At 38.6% G+C, this 23179-nt stretch carries 20 protein-coding genes and 4 pseudogenes; 11 read left to right on the forward strand and 13 right to left on the reverse strand.

From position 1 onward, the window contains the following. Positions 1-37 precede the first annotated feature (37 nt). Positions 38-253 (forward strand): DUF3820 family protein, encoded by a 216-nt coding sequence (locus tag AC0VZ4_RS14680; RefSeq protein ID WP_008136951.1) that lies wholly within the window; start codon positions 38-40, stop codon positions 251-253. A gap of 82 nt (positions 254-335) precedes the next feature. Here AC0VZ4_RS14680 and AC0VZ4_RS14685 read toward each other — a convergent pair whose 3' ends face one another. From AC0VZ4_RS14685 to AC0VZ4_RS14705, 5 genes and pseudogenes are all read right to left on the reverse strand, one after another. Next, positions 336-1607, reverse strand: coding sequence for an ATP-binding protein (locus AC0VZ4_RS14685; protein WP_475440022.1), 1272 nt, complete (start codon positions 1605-1607; stop codon positions 336-338). Between the two features lie 26 nt (positions 1608-1633). After that, complete coding sequence (locus AC0VZ4_RS14690) at positions 1634-2326, reverse strand: response regulator (RefSeq protein ID WP_007378650.1); 693 nt, start codon at positions 2324-2326, stop codon at positions 1634-1636. Positions 2327-2340: 14 nt separating this feature from the next. Continuing rightward, positions 2341-2730: a DUF3019 domain-containing protein gene (locus AC0VZ4_RS14695; protein ID WP_475440023.1), complete on the reverse strand. Its 390-nt coding sequence runs from the start codon at positions 2728-2730 to the stop codon at positions 2341-2343. Between the two features lies 1 nt (position 2731). Beyond that, positions 2732-3574: a MipA/OmpV family protein gene (locus AC0VZ4_RS14700; RefSeq protein ID WP_475440024.1), complete on the reverse strand. Its 843-nt coding sequence runs from the start codon at positions 3572-3574 to the stop codon at positions 2732-2734. Between the two features lie 166 nt (positions 3575-3740). Then, positions 3741-3890, reverse strand: a pseudogene (locus AC0VZ4_RS14705) (GGDEF domain-containing protein); the annotation flags it as partial. 88 nt (positions 3891-3978) lie between these two features. Between AC0VZ4_RS14705 and AC0VZ4_RS14710 the strand changes: the two are divergent. Then, on the forward strand, positions 3979-4728 hold the full coding sequence (locus AC0VZ4_RS14710) for an IS5 family transposase (protein ID WP_475439649.1): 750 nt from the start codon (positions 3979-3981) through the stop codon (positions 4726-4728). Positions 4729-4732: 4 nt separating this feature from the next. Here AC0VZ4_RS14710 and AC0VZ4_RS14715 read toward each other — a convergent pair whose 3' ends face one another. Both AC0VZ4_RS14715 and ilvY read right to left on the reverse strand, forming a co-directional pair. Next, complete coding sequence (locus AC0VZ4_RS14715; protein ID WP_475441664.1) at positions 4733-5581, reverse strand: GGDEF domain-containing protein; 849 nt, start codon at positions 5579-5581, stop codon at positions 4733-4735. Between the two features lie 180 nt (positions 5582-5761). Beyond that, the gene (gene ilvY, locus AC0VZ4_RS14720; protein ID WP_096792665.1) at positions 5762-6667 is read right to left on the reverse strand and encodes an HTH-type transcriptional activator IlvY; all 906 of its coding nucleotides are present in this window, start codon (positions 6665-6667) and stop codon (positions 5762-5764) included. Positions 6668-6805: 138 nt separating this feature from the next. Between ilvY and ilvC the strand changes: the two genes are divergently transcribed. From ilvC to AC0VZ4_RS14740, 4 genes and pseudogenes are all read left to right on the forward strand, one after another. Continuing rightward, positions 6806-8278, forward strand: coding sequence for a ketol-acid reductoisomerase (ilvC, locus tag AC0VZ4_RS14725; RefSeq protein ID WP_008135873.1), 1473 nt, complete (start codon positions 6806-6808; stop codon positions 8276-8278). A gap of 179 nt (positions 8279-8457) precedes the next feature. Further along, positions 8458-9192: pseudogene (locus tag AC0VZ4_RS14730) on the forward strand (cache domain-containing protein); the annotation flags it as partial. 104 nt (positions 9193-9296) lie between these two features. Then, entirely contained in the window at positions 9297-10736 is a 1440-nt protein-coding gene (gene tnpC / locus AC0VZ4_RS14735) for an IS66 family transposase (protein WP_475439782.1), read from the forward strand. A 4-nt stretch (positions 10737-10740) separates the two neighbouring features. Next, positions 10741-11934: pseudogene (locus AC0VZ4_RS14740) on the forward strand (methyl-accepting chemotaxis protein); the annotation flags it as partial. A 59-nt stretch (positions 11935-11993) separates the two neighbouring features. On the opposite strand, the gene AC0VZ4_RS14745 reads toward AC0VZ4_RS14740, so the two are convergent. Continuing rightward, positions 11994-13253, reverse strand: a complete 1260-nt coding sequence (locus AC0VZ4_RS14745) for an IS4 family transposase (protein ID WP_337119945.1) — start codon at positions 13251-13253, stop codon at positions 11994-11996. Between the two features lie 271 nt (positions 13254-13524). Between AC0VZ4_RS14745 and AC0VZ4_RS14750 the strand changes: the two genes are divergently transcribed. Beyond that, positions 13525-14493, forward strand: a complete 969-nt coding sequence (locus tag AC0VZ4_RS14750) for an IS30 family transposase (RefSeq protein ID WP_475441477.1) — start codon at positions 13525-13527, stop codon at positions 14491-14493. 22 nt (positions 14494-14515) lie between these two features. Here AC0VZ4_RS14750 and AC0VZ4_RS14755 read toward each other — a convergent pair whose 3' ends face one another. Continuing rightward, positions 14516-14845, reverse strand: a complete 330-nt coding sequence (locus AC0VZ4_RS14755; RefSeq protein WP_475440025.1) for a GIY-YIG nuclease family protein — start codon at positions 14843-14845, stop codon at positions 14516-14518. A gap of 106 nt (positions 14846-14951) precedes the next feature. Here AC0VZ4_RS14755 and AC0VZ4_RS14760 point away from each other — a divergent pair, with 106 nt between their 5' ends. Then, the gene (locus AC0VZ4_RS14760) at positions 14952-15311 is read left to right on the forward strand and encodes an outer membrane protein assembly factor BamE (RefSeq protein WP_008135869.1); all 360 of its coding nucleotides are present in this window, start codon (positions 14952-14954) and stop codon (positions 15309-15311) included. 59 nt (positions 15312-15370) lie between these two features. Here AC0VZ4_RS14760 and AC0VZ4_RS14765 read toward each other — a convergent pair whose 3' ends face one another. Both AC0VZ4_RS14765 and AC0VZ4_RS14770 read right to left on the reverse strand, forming a co-directional pair. Further along, positions 15371-15694 carry an RnfH family protein gene (locus AC0VZ4_RS14765; RefSeq protein ID WP_007378641.1) on the reverse strand — a complete coding sequence of 108 codons (324 nt, stop codon included), beginning with the start codon at positions 15692-15694 and terminating at the stop codon, positions 15371-15373. Beyond that, complete coding sequence (locus AC0VZ4_RS14770) at positions 15691-16131, reverse strand: type II toxin-antitoxin system RatA family toxin (RefSeq protein WP_007378640.1); 441 nt, start codon at positions 16129-16131, stop codon at positions 15691-15693. The genes AC0VZ4_RS14765 and AC0VZ4_RS14770 overlap by 4 nt, the downstream gene beginning before the upstream one ends. A 146-nt stretch (positions 16132-16277) precedes the next feature. Here AC0VZ4_RS14770 and smpB point away from each other — a divergent pair, with 146 nt between their 5' ends. From smpB to AC0VZ4_RS14785, 3 genes and pseudogenes are all read left to right on the forward strand, one after another. Beyond that, positions 16278-16757 (forward strand): SsrA-binding protein SmpB, encoded by a 480-nt coding sequence (smpB, locus tag AC0VZ4_RS14775; RefSeq protein ID WP_004335699.1) that lies wholly within the window; start codon positions 16278-16280, stop codon positions 16755-16757. Between the two features lie 541 nt (positions 16758-17298). After that, positions 17299-19797: pseudogene (locus AC0VZ4_RS14780) on the forward strand (TonB-dependent receptor); the annotation flags it as partial. Positions 19798-19921: 124 nt separating this feature from the next. Beyond that, positions 19922-21247, forward strand: coding sequence for an IS4 family transposase (locus AC0VZ4_RS14785; RefSeq protein ID WP_475440026.1), 1326 nt, complete (start codon positions 19922-19924; stop codon positions 21245-21247). A gap of 47 nt (positions 21248-21294) precedes the next feature. Here AC0VZ4_RS14785 and AC0VZ4_RS14790 read toward each other — a convergent pair whose 3' ends face one another. Both AC0VZ4_RS14790 and fadR read right to left on the reverse strand, forming a co-directional pair. Then, the gene (locus AC0VZ4_RS14790) at positions 21295-21900 is read right to left on the reverse strand and encodes a peroxiredoxin (protein ID WP_007378637.1); all 606 of its coding nucleotides are present in this window, start codon (positions 21898-21900) and stop codon (positions 21295-21297) included. 363 nt (positions 21901-22263) lie between these two features. After that, on the reverse strand, positions 22264-22977 hold the full coding sequence (fadR, locus tag AC0VZ4_RS14795; protein ID WP_007378635.1) for a fatty acid metabolism transcriptional regulator FadR: 714 nt from the start codon (positions 22975-22977) through the stop codon (positions 22264-22266). Positions 22978-23179 lie beyond the last annotated feature (202 nt).

Raw genomic sequence — 23179 nt, forward strand, 5'->3', positions numbered from 1 at the left:
TTACACTTAACTATGTCTTATACATTGAAGTAAGTGAATGGATCCAGAACAATTAAAACTTGCCATTAATACCAAGATGCCGTTTGGAAAATATGCAGGACGCCCATTATTAATGCTGCCAGAGCCTTATCTTGTGTGGTTTAAGCAACAAGGCTTTCCTGATTCAAAACTAGGTAGTCAATTAGCAATGATGTACGAAGTAAAGTTGAATGGGCTTGAGCAAATGTTGATGCCGTTATTAGAAAAAAAATAAAATAATTGGAAACTATTTTTAAAATACACGGTCTACTACTTTGCTACTTGTTGATTTTGGTTTTAACCACAAAAAAAGCGCCTTAAGGCGCTTTTTTTATATCCTCCGTGAAACTACTTTTTAGTGGCAAGCTAATGACAAATTTAGCCCCACCAAGGACTGATTTTTCAACCCAGTAATCACCTTGATGCCAAGATACAATTTTACTCACAATAGCGAGTCCTAAACCAAACCCACCTGTTTTTTTGTCTCTACTCTTATCGAGGCGCGTAAAAGGTTTAAACACATTTTCTCGCTCCATTTCAGCGATACCTATTCCATCGTCTTCAACAATAAATAGTATGCTGCGAGGCTCTGTAAGCAGTGTTACTTTTACTTGGCTTGTTGCGTATTTAATAGCATTACCAATCAGGTTCTGAAATACGCGAGCAATGAAATGACTATCGCATTTATAGCTTAACTTGTCAGGCAAGTTATTTATAAGTCTAATTCGCGTGTCAAAATTTAGCTTTTCAATACTTGTTTTAACCAATCCGACTAGATCACAACTTACAGACTGTAAACTTGGTTGCTGAGAGTCTAACCTTGCGTATTCAAGCATTTCTGAAACAAGTGATTCAAGTTCATTTATATCAGCGCTCATATTAGCTAAATATTTTTCGCTTTTATCATCTAAAAGTTGATCTTGGAGCATAGCAATTGCAAATTTAAGACGTGCCAACGGCGTTCGAAATTCATGAGAAACAGACGATGTAAGCTCCTGCTGAGCTGTTAATAAAAAAGTTATACGTTGTTGCATTACTTTTAGTGTATCGGTAACGGGTAAAAAGAACGATTTAGAAGTATTTGTTAATTGAAAATCTTGCAAGCCTTCGACGGCCTCACATGCGTGTCGTAATTTAGAAAAATCACGCCAAAGTAAAAAGCTCCAAAGACCTACAGGCACACCAACAATAATAAGTAATAACAAATATGGCCAAACAGAAGTGGGGGTAGACGTTGATACTCCTACAGGACCAACCTGTAGCAGTTCATTTTCGCTAAGCTCTACATACCATACAATACGTTGTTGTTTATCGTATAAATAGAGGTAGTGATTGTCTGTTAATTTCGCTTGTTGTGCTAAAGGTAATATTAAATCACGACGAGCAATTATGTGGCTTTCAAAATTATGTTCTAGCTTTTTTAGACCGTTAGGAGTTTGTGAGAGCAACCAAAGCGATTGCCCAAACTCATCGTCTAATAATACTTGCTGCTGTGAGTCTTCATAAGGCCATAACTGTTCAACTACACCGCTTACTACGAATAAAGAAACCACGATGTAAATATATAAACTCGTAAACAGTTTTCCCATTAAAGCCGACTAACCCATAACATTAATTATAATTCCCATGCATCAGAAACAAATAAATAACCTTGTCCCCACACCGTTTTGATACGATAAGGCTTATCGCTATTGTCACCTAGTTTTTTACGAATGCGTGATACCCTAACGTCAACAGTTCGATCAAGACCGTCGTACTGACGTCCTATCATATGTTGATGGACATGTTCACGACTAAGCACTTCACCCGCATTAGAGGCCAGTAACCAAAGTAGTTCAAATTCATGAGAAGTAAGCGTTATTTCATTATTATTTAATTTTACGATACGGCTTGTTTTATCTATGCTTAGATCACCAAACTGTAACTCTTCACTTGCTTTCACGATAGGTTGACCACGGCGTAACAGCGCATTTATTCTAGCGAGTAATACACGCGGTTCGGCAGGCTTTATAACGTAGTCATCAGCACCAAGCTCTAAACCAAGTACCTGATCAAAATCTTCACCTTTGGCTGTTAGCATAAGAATAGGCAGAGTATATTTATCGCGAACTTGACGGCAAACGCTAAAACCATCTTTTCCTGGTAGCATTACATCTAAAATAATTAGATCGACTGGATTAGCTTCTAAGTAGTCAAAGACTGCATCGCCACGATCTAACACTGCGACTTCTAAGCCGTTATGTTCAAGATAATCTTTTGTTAATTGCTGTAAGCCGAGATCATCTTCAACAAGTAAAATTTTTGGCATTAGTTGCTCCTAATTTAAAAAAAGCTCCACGGAGAGCGAAGTCTGCGCCTATTTTTCTTTGCGTGCGCGCTCTGTACTTCAACCTGTATTTTTGCTAATAGTACACCCGTGTGAGGATTGATTAGGGAGTATATGGTCTCTACCTGAACCCGCGCTTTATAATTGAATTGCCCCGAACGTTGCTGTTTCCAACAATAAATTTTTTCATATTGTTGATATAAACAAACATCACTCAATGCTTCTTGCTGCCAATTAAATTGTAAATCAAGATCACAAAATGCTTGTTGCTCAGAAATTACACATACTTTGGGAGAGACGCTAAAATTAGCGGTTTGTGCTCTGCAAGAACCACTAAATAGCGATGCTATAAACACAATAAACACAATAAACATTAAATACTTCATATTAAAAAGTATGATCTAATCCTATAAAGGCAGTCATTGAATAAGCATGTTCAAAGAGCGGACTACCATCCATAGCCGAATAATTGTAATATGCTAAATGAAAACGAAGTGAGTTAACCTTACTCAGCGGCCAACGGGCGTCGATTTTAGCATAAGGCTGCCAACTACTGCCAACATCAATTTTACCTAATTGAGTTTCGTCGGTTTTTAGTCCATAGAAATAGTCATTTAGTTCAGCCGATTTATAATTTATTCCAAGCGTCGGTTTTATTTTTAACTTTCCAACTTCAGCATGATATTGCCACTGCAATGCACCACGCAATCCGTTATAAACACTGGTAACATCATGAAGTGCTTGAATAGAAAATACGTTAGCATCATCTACATAGTGATATGCAATGCCCGCATCGAGGGCAATATGGCGTTTTTCTATGTCATTTATATTGATATTTTTGGGAGATGAAGTACTTTGTTGCTGCACTAACTGACTGTTTAACGCACTCGTTTGCAGAGTAAAAATATTAGTAGGATGCCAATCAATAAAAAAACGAGACTCTGCATTTAATTCACTAACAAGGTTTAAATTATGTTTTTGACTTTGTATAAAAGAATAACCAAGCCTTCCATTATCGAAAAACCAGTGCTGGCCATAAAAAGCCACCTGCGGAATCAACACAAGGGGAATGTTGTCCCCACCTCGTAATGGGTTTGTAACAACTCCAGCACCAGCGCTTAGACTAAAATGCCACTGCTCTATAGCTATATGTTGCTCTTCAAACTCTTGTGTTACATTTTTAGCTTGCTGTCCATTGGCAGCAAAGCATGCAACTAAAGTGATCAGCAAAAAAGCTGTTAATATTGAAAAGTTAAACCGCATCAGTATAAGTCAAAGTGTGTGAAAATTATTAAGTGCCCCATAGTAGCAAGGTCGTTTTAAACTAGCTCTAGCTAGTTACAATCATTCACAATTTTTATACATATTAATTAACTTATGTGCATTATTTGAACAACTAAACATCTGGCGCTATCTCTATTCGATTACGACCATGAGTTTTTGCTATGTAAAGCGCTCTATTAGCGCGTTCAACTAACACAGTGCCATTAGTAAATGGTCGTAGAATAGCCAAACCAAAACTCGCAGAAATAGCACGTTTAGTATTAGGGGCTGTTGATCTTTGTTTGAATTTTGTGCGTAAGCGGTAATCTCGTATAATTTACTTCGCCAAAAACAAACCTTACGAGATTACCATGCCCCGATTAATGCTCACTGATAAGTTGTGGTCGAAGCTAAAATCAATTTTGCTTGAAGATAGAGTTTATAACAAGCTTGAACACAGACAAACGATGGAAGGAATTTTATATCGCTTACGTGTTGGTTGCCCATGGCGTGACCTCCCTGAGTGTTTTGGTTTATGGAATACTATTTACCGCCGATTTCTACTTTGGTCTAAAAAAGGAATATTAATAAGGTTGTTCAAATCATTATCCGCCAATAGTGACACTGAGTGGGAATTCATTGATGGCAGTTATGTTAAAGCACATCAACACAGTACAGGTGCTGCGTCTCAACAAGAACAAGCGATAGCATTAAGTCGTGGCGGTAATACAAGTAAAATTCATTTAGCTGTTGATAGTTATGGCTTACCAATTGAATTTATTATTACAGGCGGCGATGTTCATGATAGTAAAGTGGCAAATGAACTGATTGAATTATTGCCCCAAGGCGATTTTGTTATCGCAGACAAAGGCTATGATAGTGAAGTCATTAGAAATAAGGTTCGAGAGAGAAACTCAAGCCCAGTGATCCCTAGAAAGAAAAACTCAAAAACAGGTAATGGTGATATTGATTGGTGCTTATATAAATATAGGCATTTAGTTGAAAATGCCTTTGCAAGGCTAAAGCACTTCCGTGCTATAGCGACAAGGTACGATAAATTGAAATTACAGTTTGAGAGTATGTTAGCGCTGGCATGTGCAATGATTTGGCTACCAATGTGAAAGATCAACAGCCCCTAGTATCACCTTTTTTACGAACAGCCAATTTTGCAATATCCAAACGAATACAATCTGCAAATGCCATCATATCGTTGATAGTGTCAAAATAAGCTGTAATACAAAATTCTTCACCGCAATAACGATAAACTTTTGCAGTCTCTTTAATTTTTTCTTTCACTTTTTTTGCTACTAACTTTAATACTTCGTCACCTTTTTGATGGCCAAAGTCATCATTAAAACGCTTAAAATGATCAATATCAAACATAATGAGAACCGCAAGTGATGTGTGTTGATTTTGCTCAGAATACTTTTTACAAAAATCCGTAATATCTAAATCAAACTTACCTCGGTTATAAAAACCAGTAAGAGGGTCTGTATCAGCAACTTTTTTTGAAACATTGAGTGCTTCTTTTAAGTCTTTTATTTCATTATAAGCAAATGCAAGTTTAGTTTGAAACTCACGTGCATGATTTTGCATTGCAATCGATTCATCGGTTAAACGTTCAACGCACCCAAGCACTTGATTATACGAGCTAATATCTGTAATCAAATTTAACTCATTCTGGGAGTCAACCAAGGTTGTAGTAAAACTTTTTGAATGCTCAAGCGCAATGCCTAAATCTTGTTGCACTTGATCGATTGTGCTATGAAATTTTTCGGATACGTCTTGAAATAACGCTAAATCGTCTTTATTTAAATGCTTATCAAATATTGCCTTCGCTCTATCTTGAGTGCATGTTTGTTGCTGAGCAATGACATGATCAAGCTCTGCATTTAAAGAGGGTTTATTACCTTGTATATAACAATACCAAATAGCGTAATTGATTGGCGTAACCGGCATGCGGTACTTTACCATCATAGGAATCGCCTTTTTTAGGCATTGAGCAGAATGAGCAAGTGATACGGCACGATCCATAGTAAAATAAACTCTCAAGCGTCATTATTTTTATTGTTAGGTTTTTGATGTTAATTAATAGTAAACCTATAAGCAACTAATATTCATACTATTTTATGAACTAAATGAATATTTGATCCTTTAAATAGCACTTGCGTCTAAAGTTTGTGCAATACTCCATAAAGCACTAATAGCAGGATCATTTAACTCTTTACGAAGAACAGCTAGACCAATCTCAAAACCTTCTGGAGTAGCCCTCTTTGTATCCAATACTTGTACCTTATCCTGCAGTGGACTGTTATCTAGCACTATTTTAGGGACCATTGCGACACCTAAACCCAGACTCACCATTGACACCATAGCTTCATGACCAGCGACTTGCGCATAAATCTTTCCATGGACATTATTTTTACGCCACCACTGCTCAAGTCGTTGCCTTGAAAAACCTTGCTCCGGAACAATAAATTCAAGTTCAGACCAATCAATATTATCACCGTTGTTTATTAACTTTTCAGTGATCTGACAATGAATTCTAGGTGCAATTAAAACAAGTGGTGAATAGCCTATTTTTACAAATGCTATTTGTGTAGGAAGCTTATTTGGCTTGGCTGCAATTGCCATCGACTCGTGACCATCGAGTACCCTATTAATAGCTAAAGCTGGATCACCGGTATTTAAAGTTATTTCGATATGCTGATGCTGTGCACGTAATTGCTCTAATATTTGATGTAAAAAACTATAAGAAGCTGTCACTGAGCAATAAATACTAACATTGCCATAAATATGCTGTTGTGGATCTTTCACATTCGCTTTAAAACGTTGCCAACTGGCTAACGTTGCCGTAGCGTAATCAATAAATGACTCTCCTTCACGTGTTAATTTAACACTGCGGTTATCGCGTACAAATAATGCAACACCAACCTCTTCTTCCAAGTGTTTTATATTGCGGCTCAAAGTAGGCGCACTTATATGGCAAAGTTCGCTTGCGCGGCCAAAATGAAGTGTTTTAGCCAGTGCTAAAAAGTAGTTTAAATGTTTATGATCCATGCCAAACTCAGTATTTCATATTATGAAACACTTTAATTCAAATATATCATTTTACGCAAGTAACTATTTTACATATGGTGTTTGTAAGCGCAGTAAACATTGCGCATCTAACAAATATTACTTTATAGGAAACTAACAATGGCGAATTATTTCAATACCTTACCTTTACGCGAGCAATTAGCGCAATTAGCGCAATGTGAATTTATGGACGCAGCCGAATTTGCCGATGGCGTTGATGCACTTAAAGGTAAAAAACTCGTTATTGTAGGCTGTGGCGCACAAGGTTTAAACCAAGGCTTAAACTTACGTGACTCTGGTTTAGATGTTTCATACACATTACGTGCATCAGCCATTTCTGAGCGCCGTCAATCTTTCCTTAATGCATCTGAAAATGGCTTTACGGTAGGCACTTACGAAGAATTAATTCCTACAGCCGACGTAGTACTTAACTTAACGCCAGATAAGCAACATACCGCTGTAGTAAGTGCGATTATGCCGCTTATGAAAAAAGATTCTACACTTGCTTACTCTCATGGCTTTAATATTGTTGAAGAAGGCATGCAAGTGCGTGAAGACATTACCGTAATCATGGTTGCGCCTAAGTGTCCTGGTTCTGAAGTTCGTGAAGAATACAAACGCGGTTTTGGTGTGCCAACTCTGATCGCAGTTCACCCAGAAAATGACCCTCAAGGTCTTGGTTTAGCACAAGCTAAAGCGTATGCAGCGGGTACTGGCGGACATCGCGCAGGTGTACTTAAATCATCATTTATTGCTGAAGTTAAATCTGATCTAATGGGCGAACAAACCATTTTATGTGGCATGTTACAAACTGGCTCTATTTTATGTTTTGATAAAATGATAGAAAAAGGCATTGATGCTGGTTACGCATCAAAACTAATTCAATACGGTTGGGAAGTAATTACCGAAGCACTTAAGTACGGCGGCGTTACTAACATGCTTGACCGCCTTTCAAACCCTGCAAAAGTAAAAGCGTTTGAACTAAGTGAAGAGCTAAAACTAATTATGCGCCCGCTTTATAATAAGCACCAAGATGACATCATCGACGGTACTTTCTCACGCACCATGATGGAAGACTGGAATAACGATGACGTAAACTTACTTAAATGGCGCGCAGAAACAGCTGAAACTAACTTTGAAAAAACTCCAGCTGGCGACGTAGAGATTTCTGAACAAGAATTTTTTGATAACGGTATTTTAATGGTAGCAATGGTTAAAGCAGGTGTTGAACTTGCATTTGAAACCATGACTGCCGCCGGTATTATTGAAGAGTCGGCTTACTACGAGTCATTACACGAAACGCCATTAATCGCCAATACTATTGCGCGTAAAAAGCTTTTTGAAATGAACCGTACTATCTCTGATACTGCAGAATACGGCTGTTATTTATATAACCATGCATGTTTACCATTACTTGCTGATTTTATGAAAAACGTTGATACAGACATTATTGGTAAAGGCCTTGGCGAGCACAGTAACCAAGTTGATAACCAAACATTAATTCAAATCAATGCTGCATTGCGTGAACACCCTGTTGAAAAAGTAGGTGCTAAACTACGTGGCTACATGTCTGCAATGAAGAAAATTGTTTAATTCTAGACAATAAAAGTTTCGCTTGTTAGAAACCAAGCCCATATGCTTTTCGCACGTGGGCTTTTTTATGCATATTCACAACACTGCTTACTTTCATTTGTTCAGCTTGAGCTAATAATTAGCCCATAATAAATAATGTGCTAACATGGCTTTCTAATTAAGTTGTAAAATAAATTATTATGATGTTACAAAACCTTTCTATTACTCAAAAAATAACAGCCCTTGGCAGTAGTATTGCTATCTTTGTTGCCGCACTAATAGGCCTAACCTCGTTATACAGTTCAGAAGATATTATTGAACAACGTATGATTGAGTCTGAACTTCCAAGTAAGCTGCAAACTATCAGTAACCATATTGGTGGTGAAATAAACGCACTCATTGGTGCTGCTGAACAATTATCGTCAAATGAATTCATTTTACAATGGTCGCAAACTAATACTAAAAATGATGCTGTCTTACTTAAAGAATTAAACCGTTTAGTCACGCAGTACAATTTAGCAACCGCGTCTTGGGCAAATAGAGACACAGCTCAATATTGGAACCAAAATGGCTTTTTGCGCGTATTAAAAAATGATACTGCTGATGGCTGGTTTTTTGCATTTAAACAATCGAAAAAACCATACTCAATAAGTATTTACCAAGAGTCTGCAAATGATGTAAAAATGTTTATAAATCATCAACAGCCTAATGGAACAGGCTTAGCTGGCCTTGCTAAAAGTATTACTGAGATGCAAAAGCTATTGCAGCAATTTAAAATTGAACAAACTGGTTTTGTATTTATTGCAGATAAAAGTGGTTTAATTCAGCTGCATAAAGATTCAAGTAAAGTAGCAAAAGTTAATATTGATGAATTATTTACAGCTGACATACACAACCAACTATTAAGCAGTTATGGCTTTGTATTAAAAGAAATGTAACTATTCACCATGGTAAATTATTTTCAAAGGAACTTTTTTAACTATTGACCGATCCCGCCAGTATGCCAAGATAGGGCTATGACCTAATAGCCCTAGCTTCAATGAATTTAAACAGCATCAACATCGACGAAATCGTTGAGAAAACCAAAGCTCAATTACAAGAAGGTAAAACTCTCACGCCTGCGCTGAAGATGTCTATTGAACTCATTCTGGTTGTCGTTGTTATGTTGGCAAGTAAATTAGGACTTAACAGTAACAATAGCAGTATCCCGCCATCAAAAGACATCAACCGAAAAAAACAAGACAAAGAGAAATCAGCCAACTCAGCGGGTGGTCAAAAAGGCCGAGCAGGTAAAACACTAACCCAAACACAGACGCCTGATGAGATCAAAGTCATCCTAGTTGAACGTGATTTTTTACCGAAAGGTCACTACCGTGAAATTGGCTTTCAAAAACGACAGGTTGTCGATATAGATATCAGAAAAGTGGTCACTGAATACCAAGCACAAATTCTGGAAAATGAGCAAGGTAAGCGTTTTATTGGTGAATTTCCAGAAGACGTTAACAGTCCTATTCAATATGGGGTTGGTGTAAAAGCCCATGCAGTTTACCTATCCCAATATCAATTACTCCCTTACAACCGCATTGAAGAATATTTTTGTGATCAACTCGGTATTCCAATCAGTGCGGGTAGTTTATTTAACTTTAATGAACAAGCAGCGGCCTTGGTAAAGTCCTCCGGCGCAGAAGCCGCGCTCAAGAAAGCCCTGAAAACGACTTATCAAGCCTTACACGTTGATGAAACGGGGATTAATATAGGTGGTAAACGACGATGGCTTCATGGTGCATCAACGACGTGGTGGACGTATTTTTACCCGCATGAGAAAAGAGGGAAAATAGCGATGGATGACGCCGATATTTTACCTCACTTTACTGGGGTACTATGCCACGACCACTGGAAACCGTATTATCAATATACACAGTGCCAACATGCCTTGTGTAATGCACATCATATCCGAGAGTTAGAAAGGGCATGGGAGCAAGACGGTATGCAATGGGCAAAGGATTTGCAAACCCTACTGACTGAAATCAATAAACATCAAATAGATAACCCCGAGCTAGATGCAGACACAAAAGCTCACTATATAGAGAAATATCAACAAATATTGGCTCAAGGTGACATTAAATGCCCTCCACCGGATAAAAACAGCCGAGTAAAAGGCCAGCGAGGCAGATTGAAACGAACAAAGTCTAGAGCGTTGTTAGAGCGGTTAAGAGATTATCAAGATGATGTCTTACGGTTCATGACGGAAACGGCGGTGCCTTTTAGCAACAACCAGGGTGAGAATGATATTAGGATGACCAAGGTTCATCAAAAGATATCTGGGTGCTTCAGAAGCATGCAAGGTGCAGAGATGTTTTGTTTAATCAGAAGCTACCTCTCGACTTGCAGAAAACAGCATGTATCAGCAAGCCTAGCCCTTGAGTTACTCTTCAAAAATCAGTTACCTGATATATTTATTGAAAATGTGGCTGAATAGTTACAAAGAAATAAACTTAAATGGTGAACCAACCCTCGTGGCGGCAACACCAATCAAAAACACCGATTTATATGTTGTCGCCCAAGTGCCAAAAAGTGAAGTATTCGCAAGCGTAAATACCCTGCAATGGCAAATTTTTACTTTTACATTAATCATTGCATTAGTTGCTAGCCTAATTAGTTACTTACTTGCTCGATCGCTCTCATCACCTTTATCTAAAATGGCAGAACTATTTTCACGCTTGGGTTCTGGTGATGCTAATCTTGCTTATAGATTACCTGAATCAAGCCAACCAGAGCTTAATAACTTAAGTGCTGGTTTTAATCAGTTTATCGAAAAAATAGAAATTGCTATTCAGCAAGTCGCGAATGAAAGCCATGACATAAGAAAAAGTTCAGATCATGTTTTTGAACAAGCTAAACGCAATTCACTCGCAATCGATAGTCAAAAAGAACAAACGATCTCGGTTGCTGCTGCAATAAACCAAATGGGTGCAACAGTACAGGAAATAGCACAAAGTGCGGCAAACACAGCAAAACTCACTGATAGCAGCCGTGAAAAAACTATACAAAGCCATCAGCAAGTTGTTCAAAGTCAGACAACTATTTCTGCTCTTGCGAGTGATATAGATGGCATTACAGAGCAAGTTACCCTGTTGTCTAACAAAACAATTGATATTGCTAACATTATTGATGCAATCAGAAGCATTTCTGAACAAACTAATTTATTAGCATTGAACGCAGCTATTGAATCGGCTCGTGCTGGAGAGCATGGTCGCGGGTTTGCTGTTGTTGCCGACGAAGTGCGCGCACTAGCAAACCGTACTTCTCAGTCAACAAATGAAATTCAGTCAATGATAGAAGAGCTAACACAAATTTCTGATGATGTAGTTAACGATATTAGCCAATCAAAAGATAAAGCGCAGCAAAGCGTAGGGGCAATGCAAAACTCAGTAGAGTTACTCGATACGATAACCGAAACTGCAAACCAAATAAACGATATGGCCACACTTATAGCCACAGCAACAGAGCAGCAAAGCAATGTAGTTGCCGATGTAGGACGTAACATTGAGCAAATAAGTGAAATTAGTGATAAAGCAATGAGCGAGCAAATTAATACAGAGCAAGCCATCCGTGATTTAGCAAATAGCGCTCAAACCCTTGATGAGCTTGTCGATACATTTGAAAAGCATCGTTAAGTGGTTTGGCACTGCTATTACGAACAAGCTAGCATTAACTGCAGTTCATAGCTTAGTTCTTAAGGAACACAGACCGTGTGACTTCCTATCTTAAAACGGCAAATATCATTGTTTTTCTCAATGCTTTGCCGCTTACAATTTACCGCTAGTAGCTCAAATACACGATGTATCTTATGGCTGCACCGTGTTTGTTCTATGCAATCCAGAATATCATCCAACCAAAGATAACTGCACTTACTCGCTCTAAATGTCGAGATCGCACACTTAAACATACCCGCTGCACTATGGCAGATAAAACGCTTGATAAGTGTTTGCAGTATGCTCAGCCAAACCAATGATTCGGCAATATGAGGATCTCGTGTGATGAACCCTTTAAGGTTATTCCATGACTTTAGTTCTTTGAAAAACAACTCAATTTGCCAACGAGTTGCATATATATCGAGTAGTTCGTCAAAGCTAAACTGTGCCTCTTTTAAATTAGTAACAAGGAAAACGGGGCGCTTTTCATTCGGTAAATAGATAAGCCTGTACTCGGGCCCATTTTTCTTCCAACGTACTGTTAATTCAAGTGGTTGGCTTGCGAATTTATCGAGTAACGTTTTGATTTTAATGTTCTTTTCTTTAAGTTCTATACCCGCGCAATAAGCTGATGTAACGATTGGGTTAATGTTTTTATTTGCTCTGATCAAAAAATATCCGCCATCTTGAGCTACTTGCTCAAAGTAATCTAAGTCAAAATACCCAGCATCAGCAAGTAATAACGTATCTTCAAGTGTGTGGCTACCTGGTAAAAAGGCGCGCTCAGTTTCAACATCAGGACGAATATCTATTTCGCAGGGTTGTTCATTAAATAGGTCATAGGTAACGTGCAACTCAATTGCGGCAGGACTTACAGCAGTAAAACGACCAGCAAAAACCTGCGCTAATTCATCATGTAGAGCAAATGAAGAACCATCTTGCAATAACACTCGCTGTATTCCTCGCTGGGTAAAAAAGGTTTTATCCAGCGTGTTTACAGTCAATTTAGACATCGCTTGAATAACGAGCTCACGGACAAGCTCAGTCAAGGCTGGTTTTCGAATTTGATTATGAAAGGGTTTATAACTTATCGTGCAATCAGCCTGCGTTCGCAAGTTTTGATGGATATCTGACAAGTTAGCGTCTTGCAGGCAAGATAAGCTTTTAAATACGGCTTTGAGCAGAGAAACGATCGACAGGCAACGGTGTCGAACTTGAAATCCAGAGGTTTTTGCAAGCTCAATGAGGTGTTTTTCTGAGATAAGGGCTTTTAATTGGTTTGAAACTTGGTTAATCTGCATGTGAACTCTGTTTTTAGTCATGTTTTTATTGGCGTAACTATTTGATCATTAACAGAGTTCAACTTCAAGTTTTCTTAAGATCCAACCTATGAACTGCAGTTAATGCTAGCTTGTTCGTAGAGGTGAAGTTTTAATTACGATGAATAAAATTAATTAAAGTTTATATTTACAGCGATTTAGTCTCCTAAATTCGGATAATAAGTGCAATTTCTCAGATTAGATGGCCAGCTGTTATAATTCGGCCATTCTCTCGCCAAAGGAAATTGCTTTAATGAAATATAAACAGCTGACACAAGCAGAAAGATACCAGATTTACGCGTTAATAAAAGCAGGAAATAACCAAAAACAGATAGCTGATGAACTCACTCGTTCACCGTCATCTATCTCTAGAGAGTTAAAACGCAATAAAGGGCTTAAAGGCTATCGACCTAACCAAGCCAATAATTTTGCAGAGCAAAGACGCAAGTCATCTTTCAAAGCAAGTAAGTTAACAGATGATGTTACTGACTGGATTAATAAATTGTTGGTTGACGGACTTTCGCCAGAGCAGGTGGCAGGCCGCTTAGCTTTAGAGAAAAAGGTCGTTTTGCATCATGAAACGATTTATCAATATATTTACAGAGACAAGGCTCGTGGTGGTGAACTACATAAGACACTCACTCGTGCATGTAAAAAGTATAAAAAACGCTATGGAAGCTACGATAAACGTGGACAGATAGTTAATCGAGTCAGTATTGATGAACGCCCAAGTATTGTGGATTCAAAGTCTAGGATTGGTGATTGGGAGGGCGATACAGTGATAGGCAAAGGGCGTAAAAATGCCCTTGTTACAATGGTTGAACGTAAAACGTTATATACAGTCGTTCACAGAATTGAAAGCAAGCATGCGAAAATAACAGCCGATGCGCTGATCAAGTGTATGACACCCTATAAAGGTAAGGTTATTACCGTGACTTTAGATAATGGAAAAGAGTTTGCTCACCATGAGCATATTGCACAAAAATTAGAAGCGGATGTGTATTTCGCTCACCCATATTCATCATGGGAGCGGGGCATAAATGAGAATACCAACGGCTTACTTAGACGCTTCTTCCCCAAGGGAACTGACTTTATGTCGCTAAGTGAAGCAGAAATACAGGCGGCAGTTGATAAGCTCAACCATCGGCCAAGAAAAACAAGAGGGTATAAAACCCCTCATGAGTTATTTACGGGGCAATCAGAAGTTCTGGTGGCTGCATAATGATTGCACTTAATACTTGAATTCAAGTCTTGTTAATATCCACTTTTTTAAAATTGAGAACATATGCCTCTTTTCTAACTTTTGTCAGTTTTTTAATCTGATGCTCCAACTTACTCGCATCACTTTTACTGCCCACTTTTTGTTGGTGGATAAGCAGTAAAGGGCCTTTCCCTCTGAGGTTTTTGGCCCCTTTACCCACTTGATGTGTAGCAAAGCGTTTTTCTACATTTGTTGTAATACCCGTGTACCAATGCCCAAAGCGAGTCTGCACGATGTACAAATACCAAATAGAATCCCTTTTTACATTACAAGATTCAATATGATGTAAACTTTTTTCATTATTAATGGTCAAAATATTACCTTAACGCCCTTAACAAAAAACAATTGCTAAAAGGGTTTTACCTTCAGTGACTAATCGGTATCATGCAGATTATAAAAAATAAGGATCACAACTAACAATGCAGTCGTTAAAAACTTTTTCCCTTTGGCTTATCGTTGCACTAACACTCAGTACAACAGCGGGTTGTTCTAGCTGGGTATACAGAATCAATATCCCTCAAGGTAATTTTTTAGAGCAATCTGATGTTGAAAAGCTTCGTGTTAGTATGACTCGAGAGCAAGTTATTTACGTTTTAGGCCGTCCAATTGCCGAGGATGCTTTTGATAACAATACATGGCGTTACGTTTATAGCTTCAATAAAGGCCGTAAAAACGAGCAACACAAATCTTTAGTTATTAAATTTGAAAACGAAAAACTAGTCTCTATTTCGGGCGATTATGATCAGCCAGAAAATTTTAACACACCGCTAGAGCAATAAAAAAGCGAGTTGTGCGTTAATAAAAAAGGTGAGCCGTGCTCACCTTTTTTATTTCTACGTTAACGTTCTAATGGACGCCCACCCGTTACTTTGTTTGCTCGCCCTTCTTCCTTTGCTTTTTCAGCGCGTTTTCTACGGGCATCTTTAGGATCTGCAATTAATGGGCGATAAATTTCAACTCTATCACCATTTTTAAGTTCTTGATTTAATTTTACCGTTCGATTCCAAACGCCTAGAGTTAATGAAGTAGCCTCTATTTCTGGACATTTTTCTATAATGCCAGATTGGATAACAGCTTGCTCTGCTGTCGTCCCCTCTGGTACTTCAAGTGATAAACACGTCGCCATGGTTGGTAATGCAAATACCACCTCAACATTAATCATACTCGCGCTCCATAAACCTGCTTGGCACGTTGAGTAAATGCACTCACCATGTTTTTGGCAACATCGTTAAATATTTTACCAAAAGCAAGTTCGATTAATTTGCTTGAAAACTCAAACTCTAGCTCTAAATAAACTTTACATGCTTTAGCATCAAGTGCTTGAAAGTGCCAACGACCCTGCAGCATTTTAAATGGCCCATCCACTAGGCGTAGTAACACGGTTTGTTCATCAACAAAGGTGTTTTCGGTGGTAAACCACTTTTTTATACCTGCCTTAGATATTTCTAAACTCGCGGTCATGTTATTATCATGCTGTGAAACAATTTTTGAGTCTGAGCAATTTGGTAAAAACTGTGAATAAGCTTCTACATCATTAACTAGATCAAACATCTCTTTAGTGCTGTACATAACCAGCGCACTTTTTTCTATTTGTGGCATACTCACTCCCAACTGTGTGGGCGAATTTTAGCAAGCTTTGTGCGTTTCCCCAAATTTTCATACAGCTTAAATAAAAGCTTAATTTTTAAAAGCATTATTAAAAAATCGATGTAAAACATCTCACATTACGTATATTATAGGGCACTATGGCTAAGAAAAATTCATCAAAATCGACAAGTAATACCATCGCGCTAAACAAAAAAGCGCGACATGAGTATTTTTTACACGATAAGTTTGAAGCGGGTGTCGAACTCCAAGGCTGGGAAGTTAAAAGTATCCGAGCTGGAAAAGTAAACATCACCGAAACTTATATTCACCTTAAAAATGGCGAAGCATTTTTACTTGGCGCGCAAATCCAGCCACTTAATAGTGCATCAACCCACGTAATTTGCGATCCGTTACGTTATCGTAAATTACTATTAAGCAGACGCGAACTTGACCGTCTACTCGGAGCAACAGAGCGAGATGGTTATTCATTAATTGCTACTGCTATGTACTGGAAGAAATGTTGGGTAAAACTTGAATTTCATCTAGCAAAAGGTAAAAAGCTACATGACAAACGAGACGACGGGAAAAACAAAGATTGGTCTCGCGAAAAAGAACGCTTAATGAAACACAAAGTATAATAAAAATGCCTAACCTTGTTAGGCATTTTATTTGATATGGATAACCTCCCCGTAGTAAACAGATCTCAAGCAGCTATTTAAAATGTTAACTCTGTTGAGCTTAATAGCAATAAAGTTGCGAGCGTCACGTAAATTCGCTTTGATAAATCTAGGCAAAAATTTTTATATTTAGTTGTTCTAAATAAAAAATTTAACAACGTCATAGAGTTATTTAATTCGTTAAATTGTTCAAATATTTATGCCGGTTGGTATTGTCACGGCGCAAAGTTTATAACCTCGTAGACTCAAAAAGCCGAGCAACATAAGCTCTACCTTAGCTAAAAACCAAACGCTTGGTGAAAATTCAACCTAAAAAGATAAGCAAGCCCTAATTTCTCAAGAAATAAATTATTACAAATTAGTTTTATCTTCATTACTTACTTTTTCAGCCTAATTTAACAAGACAAGAAATATCAAATACAGCTCCTATTTACGCCCAGTTTGGCCTCAAGCAAAAATATATAAAAATTAATATACAAAAACTCTTTAAAATTCATAATCAAAAGCTAAAAAAGTAGAGCGAATTCAAGTTACTGGTTCTCGTATTAAGCGAACTGATATTGAAGGGCCTTCTCCGGTGCAATCAATCGGTAGAGCTGAAATCGAAAACATGGGTTACGATAACTTACAACAGCTTCTAGAAAGAATGCCTGTGGCAGGTAGCGGTACTTTTTCAACCCGCGGAAATAATCAAGATTCAACCGCTAACGGCTCAGCTGCAGTAAGCTTACGAGGCTTAGGTGCTGATGCAACACTGGTACTAATCAATGGTCGTCGTGTATCAATTAGTGCTTTTGCGGAAGGTATCACCAACTCATTTGTAGATATTAACAGTATTCCCGTTTCTGCTATTGAGCGCATCGATATACTAAAAGATGGCGCTTCAGCTATTTATGGCTCAGATGCAGTAGCCGGTGTAGTTAACGTTATTTTAAAGAAAGATATTGACGGCGTTGAGATTAATTTAGGCTATGGCGGTACAGATGGTCCAAATTATGAAGAGACAACAGCCAGCCTTGTTTGGGGTACTACGAGCGAAAAAAGTAGTGCATCCGTTATTATCGATTACTTTAAAAATACATCCCTTTCTTCTGATGAAATGGGCCGCCTAGGCACTGCAAACCAATCGCCTTATGGTGGTGAGGATTTCCGTTCATCTCGTGGTTTTCCTGGCTACTTTTATGTAGATGGTGTTAAAACTATCGATCCTGATTGTCCTGCTGAAAATGCAACTTCAAGTGGTAGCTGTTTATTTGATTACGGCCCATATGGCTATATTTCCCCAGCCTCTGAACGTATAGGCGCTATTTCACAATTTGAATACCGCTTTGATAACGGTATTACAGGCTTTTTAGAAATGGCTGTTCAGCATAATAGCTCTGTCGCTGCAGGAGCACCAACACCACTTGATGAAGATGCTGGCCTGACAGTGCCTGCTAGTCACCCTAACAATCCATTTGGTGAAGACATTCAAATTGGTCGTTACCGTACAGTTGATGCAGGTGCTCGCCAATGGGATATTGAGTCAGATACCTTACGCTTTGTTGCTGGGTTAAAAGGCGAAATAAACGATTGGAGCTGGGAAACAGCAGTACAAAAAGGTCGCAGTAAATCACTGCAAACTGGCGATCGCACACAAGGCTGGGTACGCACCGATTTTTTACAGCAAGAAATTGATGCCGGTAACTATAATCCATTTGGTGGCACATATAACGACCCTACTGTAGTTGACAGAATAACAACCAGCTTAGTACGTCGCGGTGAATCTCATATGACGTCTTTTGATGCCAATATAACTGGTGAAGCATTTAGTTTTGGTGGCGAAGCAGTAATGATGGCCGCGGGTATTGAATACCGTGAAGAAGATGTAAATGATATTCCTGATGATCAATTTCAACGCGGTTTGATATTTGGTACTGAATCAGTATCCGCTTCAGCAGATCGTGATCAATACGCTGCATACGTTGAATTCTCAATCCCGCTTGCTGAAAACCTTGAATTGCAATTAGCTGGTCGTTACGACGATTACAGCGACTTTGGTACTACAACGAATCCAAAAGTAGCTCTGCGCTGGGCACCGACTGATGAAGTAACCGTTCGAGGTTCATGGGCGCAAGGCTTTAGAGCGCCTTCATTAGCGCAAATAGGCTTAGGTCCGTCACAAAAGAGCCAATTTTTTGTTGATACGCAGCGCTGTGAACAAACTGGGTTAGATTGCCAAGCGCTGGATTACAATATTGAGTTCTCTGGTAACCCTGATTTACAAGCAGAAGAGTCAGAATCATGGAACGTGGGCGTTATATGGGCACCAACAGCCGAGTTTGGCTTAAGTGTTGATGTATGGAGTATTACCCAAGATAACAAAATAGATGAAGAAGAGTTTGGCCCTATTTACGCTGCAGAATGTGGCAATCAAAGTAGTACCGTGTGTGTTCGTTTGGCCCCAACGGGTGGTGCAAGCTTGGGCACAATACAAAAAATACACAGCACCTTTAAAAACTTATCATCGCAGGAAGTGTCTGGTGTTGATGTTTCAGCAAACTATAATCACTCTCTTGATGACTTAGGTTTACTTAAATTTAATCTAGAGTGGGCATATCAAGATAAATTTGAAAAAGATGGCCGTGATTACACGGGTGAATATGGTTACCCAGAGCACCGCTTTATTTTCTCAACTAACTGGGAAATTGGCGACTTTAACACTAACGTAAATATCAGTTATGTGGGTGAATTTGAAGATACACCTGATATCGACTTTGATGGTAATTTAGATTTTGATAGTAATACATCGCGTATGATAGATTCACAAACGCTTGTGGATTTACAAACATCGTACCGTATTACTGAATCAGCTAAAATATCTTTAGGTGTTAATAACTTATTTGATGAAGAGCCACCATTTGCTATTGGTGATGGCGATGGCGATTTATATGGTTATGCGTCAGGTGTGCACAACCCTCGTGGCCGTTACCTGTATACTAAAGTAAGCTTCTCCTTCTAAGTAAAGACACAAAAAAAACCACCAATTGGCTAATGCCGATCAGTTAAGAAATATTTGACGATCCATTGACCGATCTTCTGGTTAGTTTATAAAGGCTTCTGAATTTATTCAGGAGCCTTTTATTTTGCAACTCACTACCGCACTTTCTCTTGCCAATAGCTACGCACCCAATTCAGAAGGCTTAGGTCAACTGAGTGATTTTTTATGTCCTGACTTTATCAAACAATGCGCTGAAACCGCTGGTGTCGCGACGATAAGGAAAAGAAGGCTTCCTGTTGAGATAGCCGTTTGGACAGTCATTTGTATGTCGTTTTATCGTGAAGACCCACTGTGGAGTATTGTCAGTAAATTAGGGCTCGCTTTACCAGGTAAAAAAGAACTCGTTGCACCCAGTGCGGTTGTACAGGCTAGGCAGCGGCTTGGGGCTGATGCCGTTAAACAGGTTTTTGAGAAAAGTCAGCAAATGTGGAATGCTGATGCGAACCATCCCACATGGTGCGGGCTATCACTACTGGGTGTTGATGGTGTTATTTGGCGCACACCGGATACTGCTGAAAATCAACATGCATTCTCCGTGTGGAAAAATCAGCATGGTGACACGGCTTTCCCTCAGGTTCGCATGGTGTGTTTGATGGAGTTAACTAGCCATTTATTAATGGGGAGCGCCTTTGATAGTTGTCGTACTAGTGAAATGGTGTTGGCTGAAGACTTAATCGAGGCAACACCCGATAACTCACTGACGTTATTTGATAGAGGCTTCTATTCTCTAGGCTTACTCAATCGTTGGCATCATGCTGGGGAAAATAGGCATTGGCTTCAACCGATGAGAAAAGGCACGCAATATGAAATTGTTCGCTCTTTAGGTCGTCAAGACAAACTTATCAAGCTAAAAGCAACAGCACAAGCGAGAAAAAAGTTCGACGATTTACCACAGAGCATTGAAGTCAGGCTAGTCACAAAAACGGTTAAGGGGAAAGAGGTGAATATACTCACTTCACTGACTGATCCAATGCGTTTCCCTAAGGCTGACATTGTTGACCTCTATAGTGAACGGTGGGAAATTGAACTTGGTTATCGAGAAATGAAACAAACGTTACTGAATAGTCACTTCACGCTACGCAGCAAGAAACCTGAGATGATAGCGCAAGAATTATGGGGCGTAATGTTGAGCTATAACTTGCTCCGATATCAGATGGTGAAAATGGCGCAGAAAAAGTCTGGAATATATGCAAAACACCTGAGTTTTACGACGTGTGCTATTAGTATTATTAACCTTATTCATACAATGTTTATAGAAAATGCAGGACGGATACCTAAATCAATAGAGCAATTACAAGCTCAAGTTGAACATCACATATTACCGATAAAACAGGAGCGGGCGTATCCGAGATGTGTGAAACCAAAACCCAGTAAATACCCCAATAAAAAACGCCAGTCAGCTGTTAACTGACTGGCATTAGCCAATTGGCGGTTTTTTATTTAAAACTAAGGGCTAAATTATAGCTCGCCTTCGTTTTCAGATAAGAACTTTGCAACGCCTTCAGGGCTTGCGTCCATACCTTTTTTACCTTCAGTCCAACCAGCAGGACATACTTCACCGTGTTCAGTATGGAACGCTAGTGCGTCAACCATACGAAGCATTTCATCGATGTTACGACCTAGTGGTAAATCGTTCACTACTTGGTGACGTACATTGCCTTCTTCGTCGATTAAGAATGACCCACGAAACGCAACACCCGCTTCAGGATGCTCAACGTCGTATGCTTTACAAATTTCGTGTTTAACATCTGCAACTAGTGCGTATTGAACTTTACCAATACCGCCATCTGCTACAGCAGTGTTACGCCATGCGTTATGTGAGAATTGTGAATCGATAGAAACACCAATAACTTCTACGCCACGCTTTTGGAACTCTTCAAAACGCTTATCAAATGCAATAAGTTCTGAAGGACACACAAACGTGAAATCTAGTGGGTAAAAGAAGATAACTGCTTTTTTACCTTTGATTGTTTCATGAAGGTTATAGCTATCTACAATTTCACCGTTACCAAGAACAGCTGCAGCGGTAAAGTCTGGTGCCTGGCGGCCTACTAATACACCCATTTTATTCTCCAAATATTTTGAGTTTGTTTTCAATTGCTTTCGCAATGCTGGTACTTATATGGGCGCTAAAAATTAAAAACCAATAGCGCATACATATAATTAATTGGCATTCTAAATTTTTTAGTTTAAAAAGAACAATCGTATTTAGCGATGTGAGCAATCGAAAATAACGAACACTTACAACTTGCACTAATCTGCTTGAATAATAGATCTATTTTGAGGTGTAAATTGCGTTGTAATTAGATAGTATTTTTAGCGTTACTGAAGAAGGGTTAATACATTAAACTGTTTAAAAAAACATATAATGTGGTATGAATTTTTACAGATAAAAAAAACCTGCAAATGCAGGTTTTTCGTTTAGATTTAATCCATTATATCCGAAGGCATATCACCTCGAATATTCTGCCAAATTTCACCCGTTTGATGACCATACTTACGCATCATAGAAATAGCGCCATCATGCTCTTTATTTTCAGCCAGTATAGTTAAATCTTTATAAAACTGACGGGCAAGCTCTCGTGTTCCTGCATCTGAAAAGTAATGACAACCAATCTTTGAATAAAACCCTCTAAAACCGTTAAGAATTAATACATAAATACGGTTATTACCAGCAACTGCTAATTCGTGATGAACTTTATAATCGTAATCAGCAAATGCCTGTGCAGTATCTTCTAATTCATGGCTTTGTGATAAAATTTCAATAACGCGCTCTGGATTCAACTTAATAGCGGCACGCGTATAAATAGCACTAATATTCGTTCTTGCCGATAAAAGCTGATCTGTCAGCTCAGGCATTTTATCTTCATCAAGGCGTGCTAACGTTTCAAGAATATTTAAACCAGACGTTTCCCAAAAATTATTAACTCGTGTCGGTTTACCGTGCTGAATAGTCAACCAACCATCGCGAGCTAAACGCTGTAGTACTTCTCGTAAAGTTGTTCTTGTGACACCAATTAACTCTGAGAGCTCTCGCTCGGCAGGTAGAATTGAACCTGGAGGGAAATCGCCATTCCAAATAGACTCAACTATATATTCTTCAGCAAATCCTGCTGGGCTTTTCGCTTTAAAAATTCTCATTCAATTCCCACTCGAAGTAATCTACAACTTATCGTCTTACACGAATAACTGACTGATTGTACCAGAGGAAGCACAACTAACAAGTAAAGTAAGGTATATTAGTTCAACCAAATGAGTAGATATTTAATATTTATAAATAATTAAATTTTGATTTTTCTATTTTAGCTACAGTGTATATAAATATAGGCCATATTCACATTAG

The sequence above is a fragment of the Pseudoalteromonas sp. QJM3NY_22 genome (assembly GCF_056173065.1).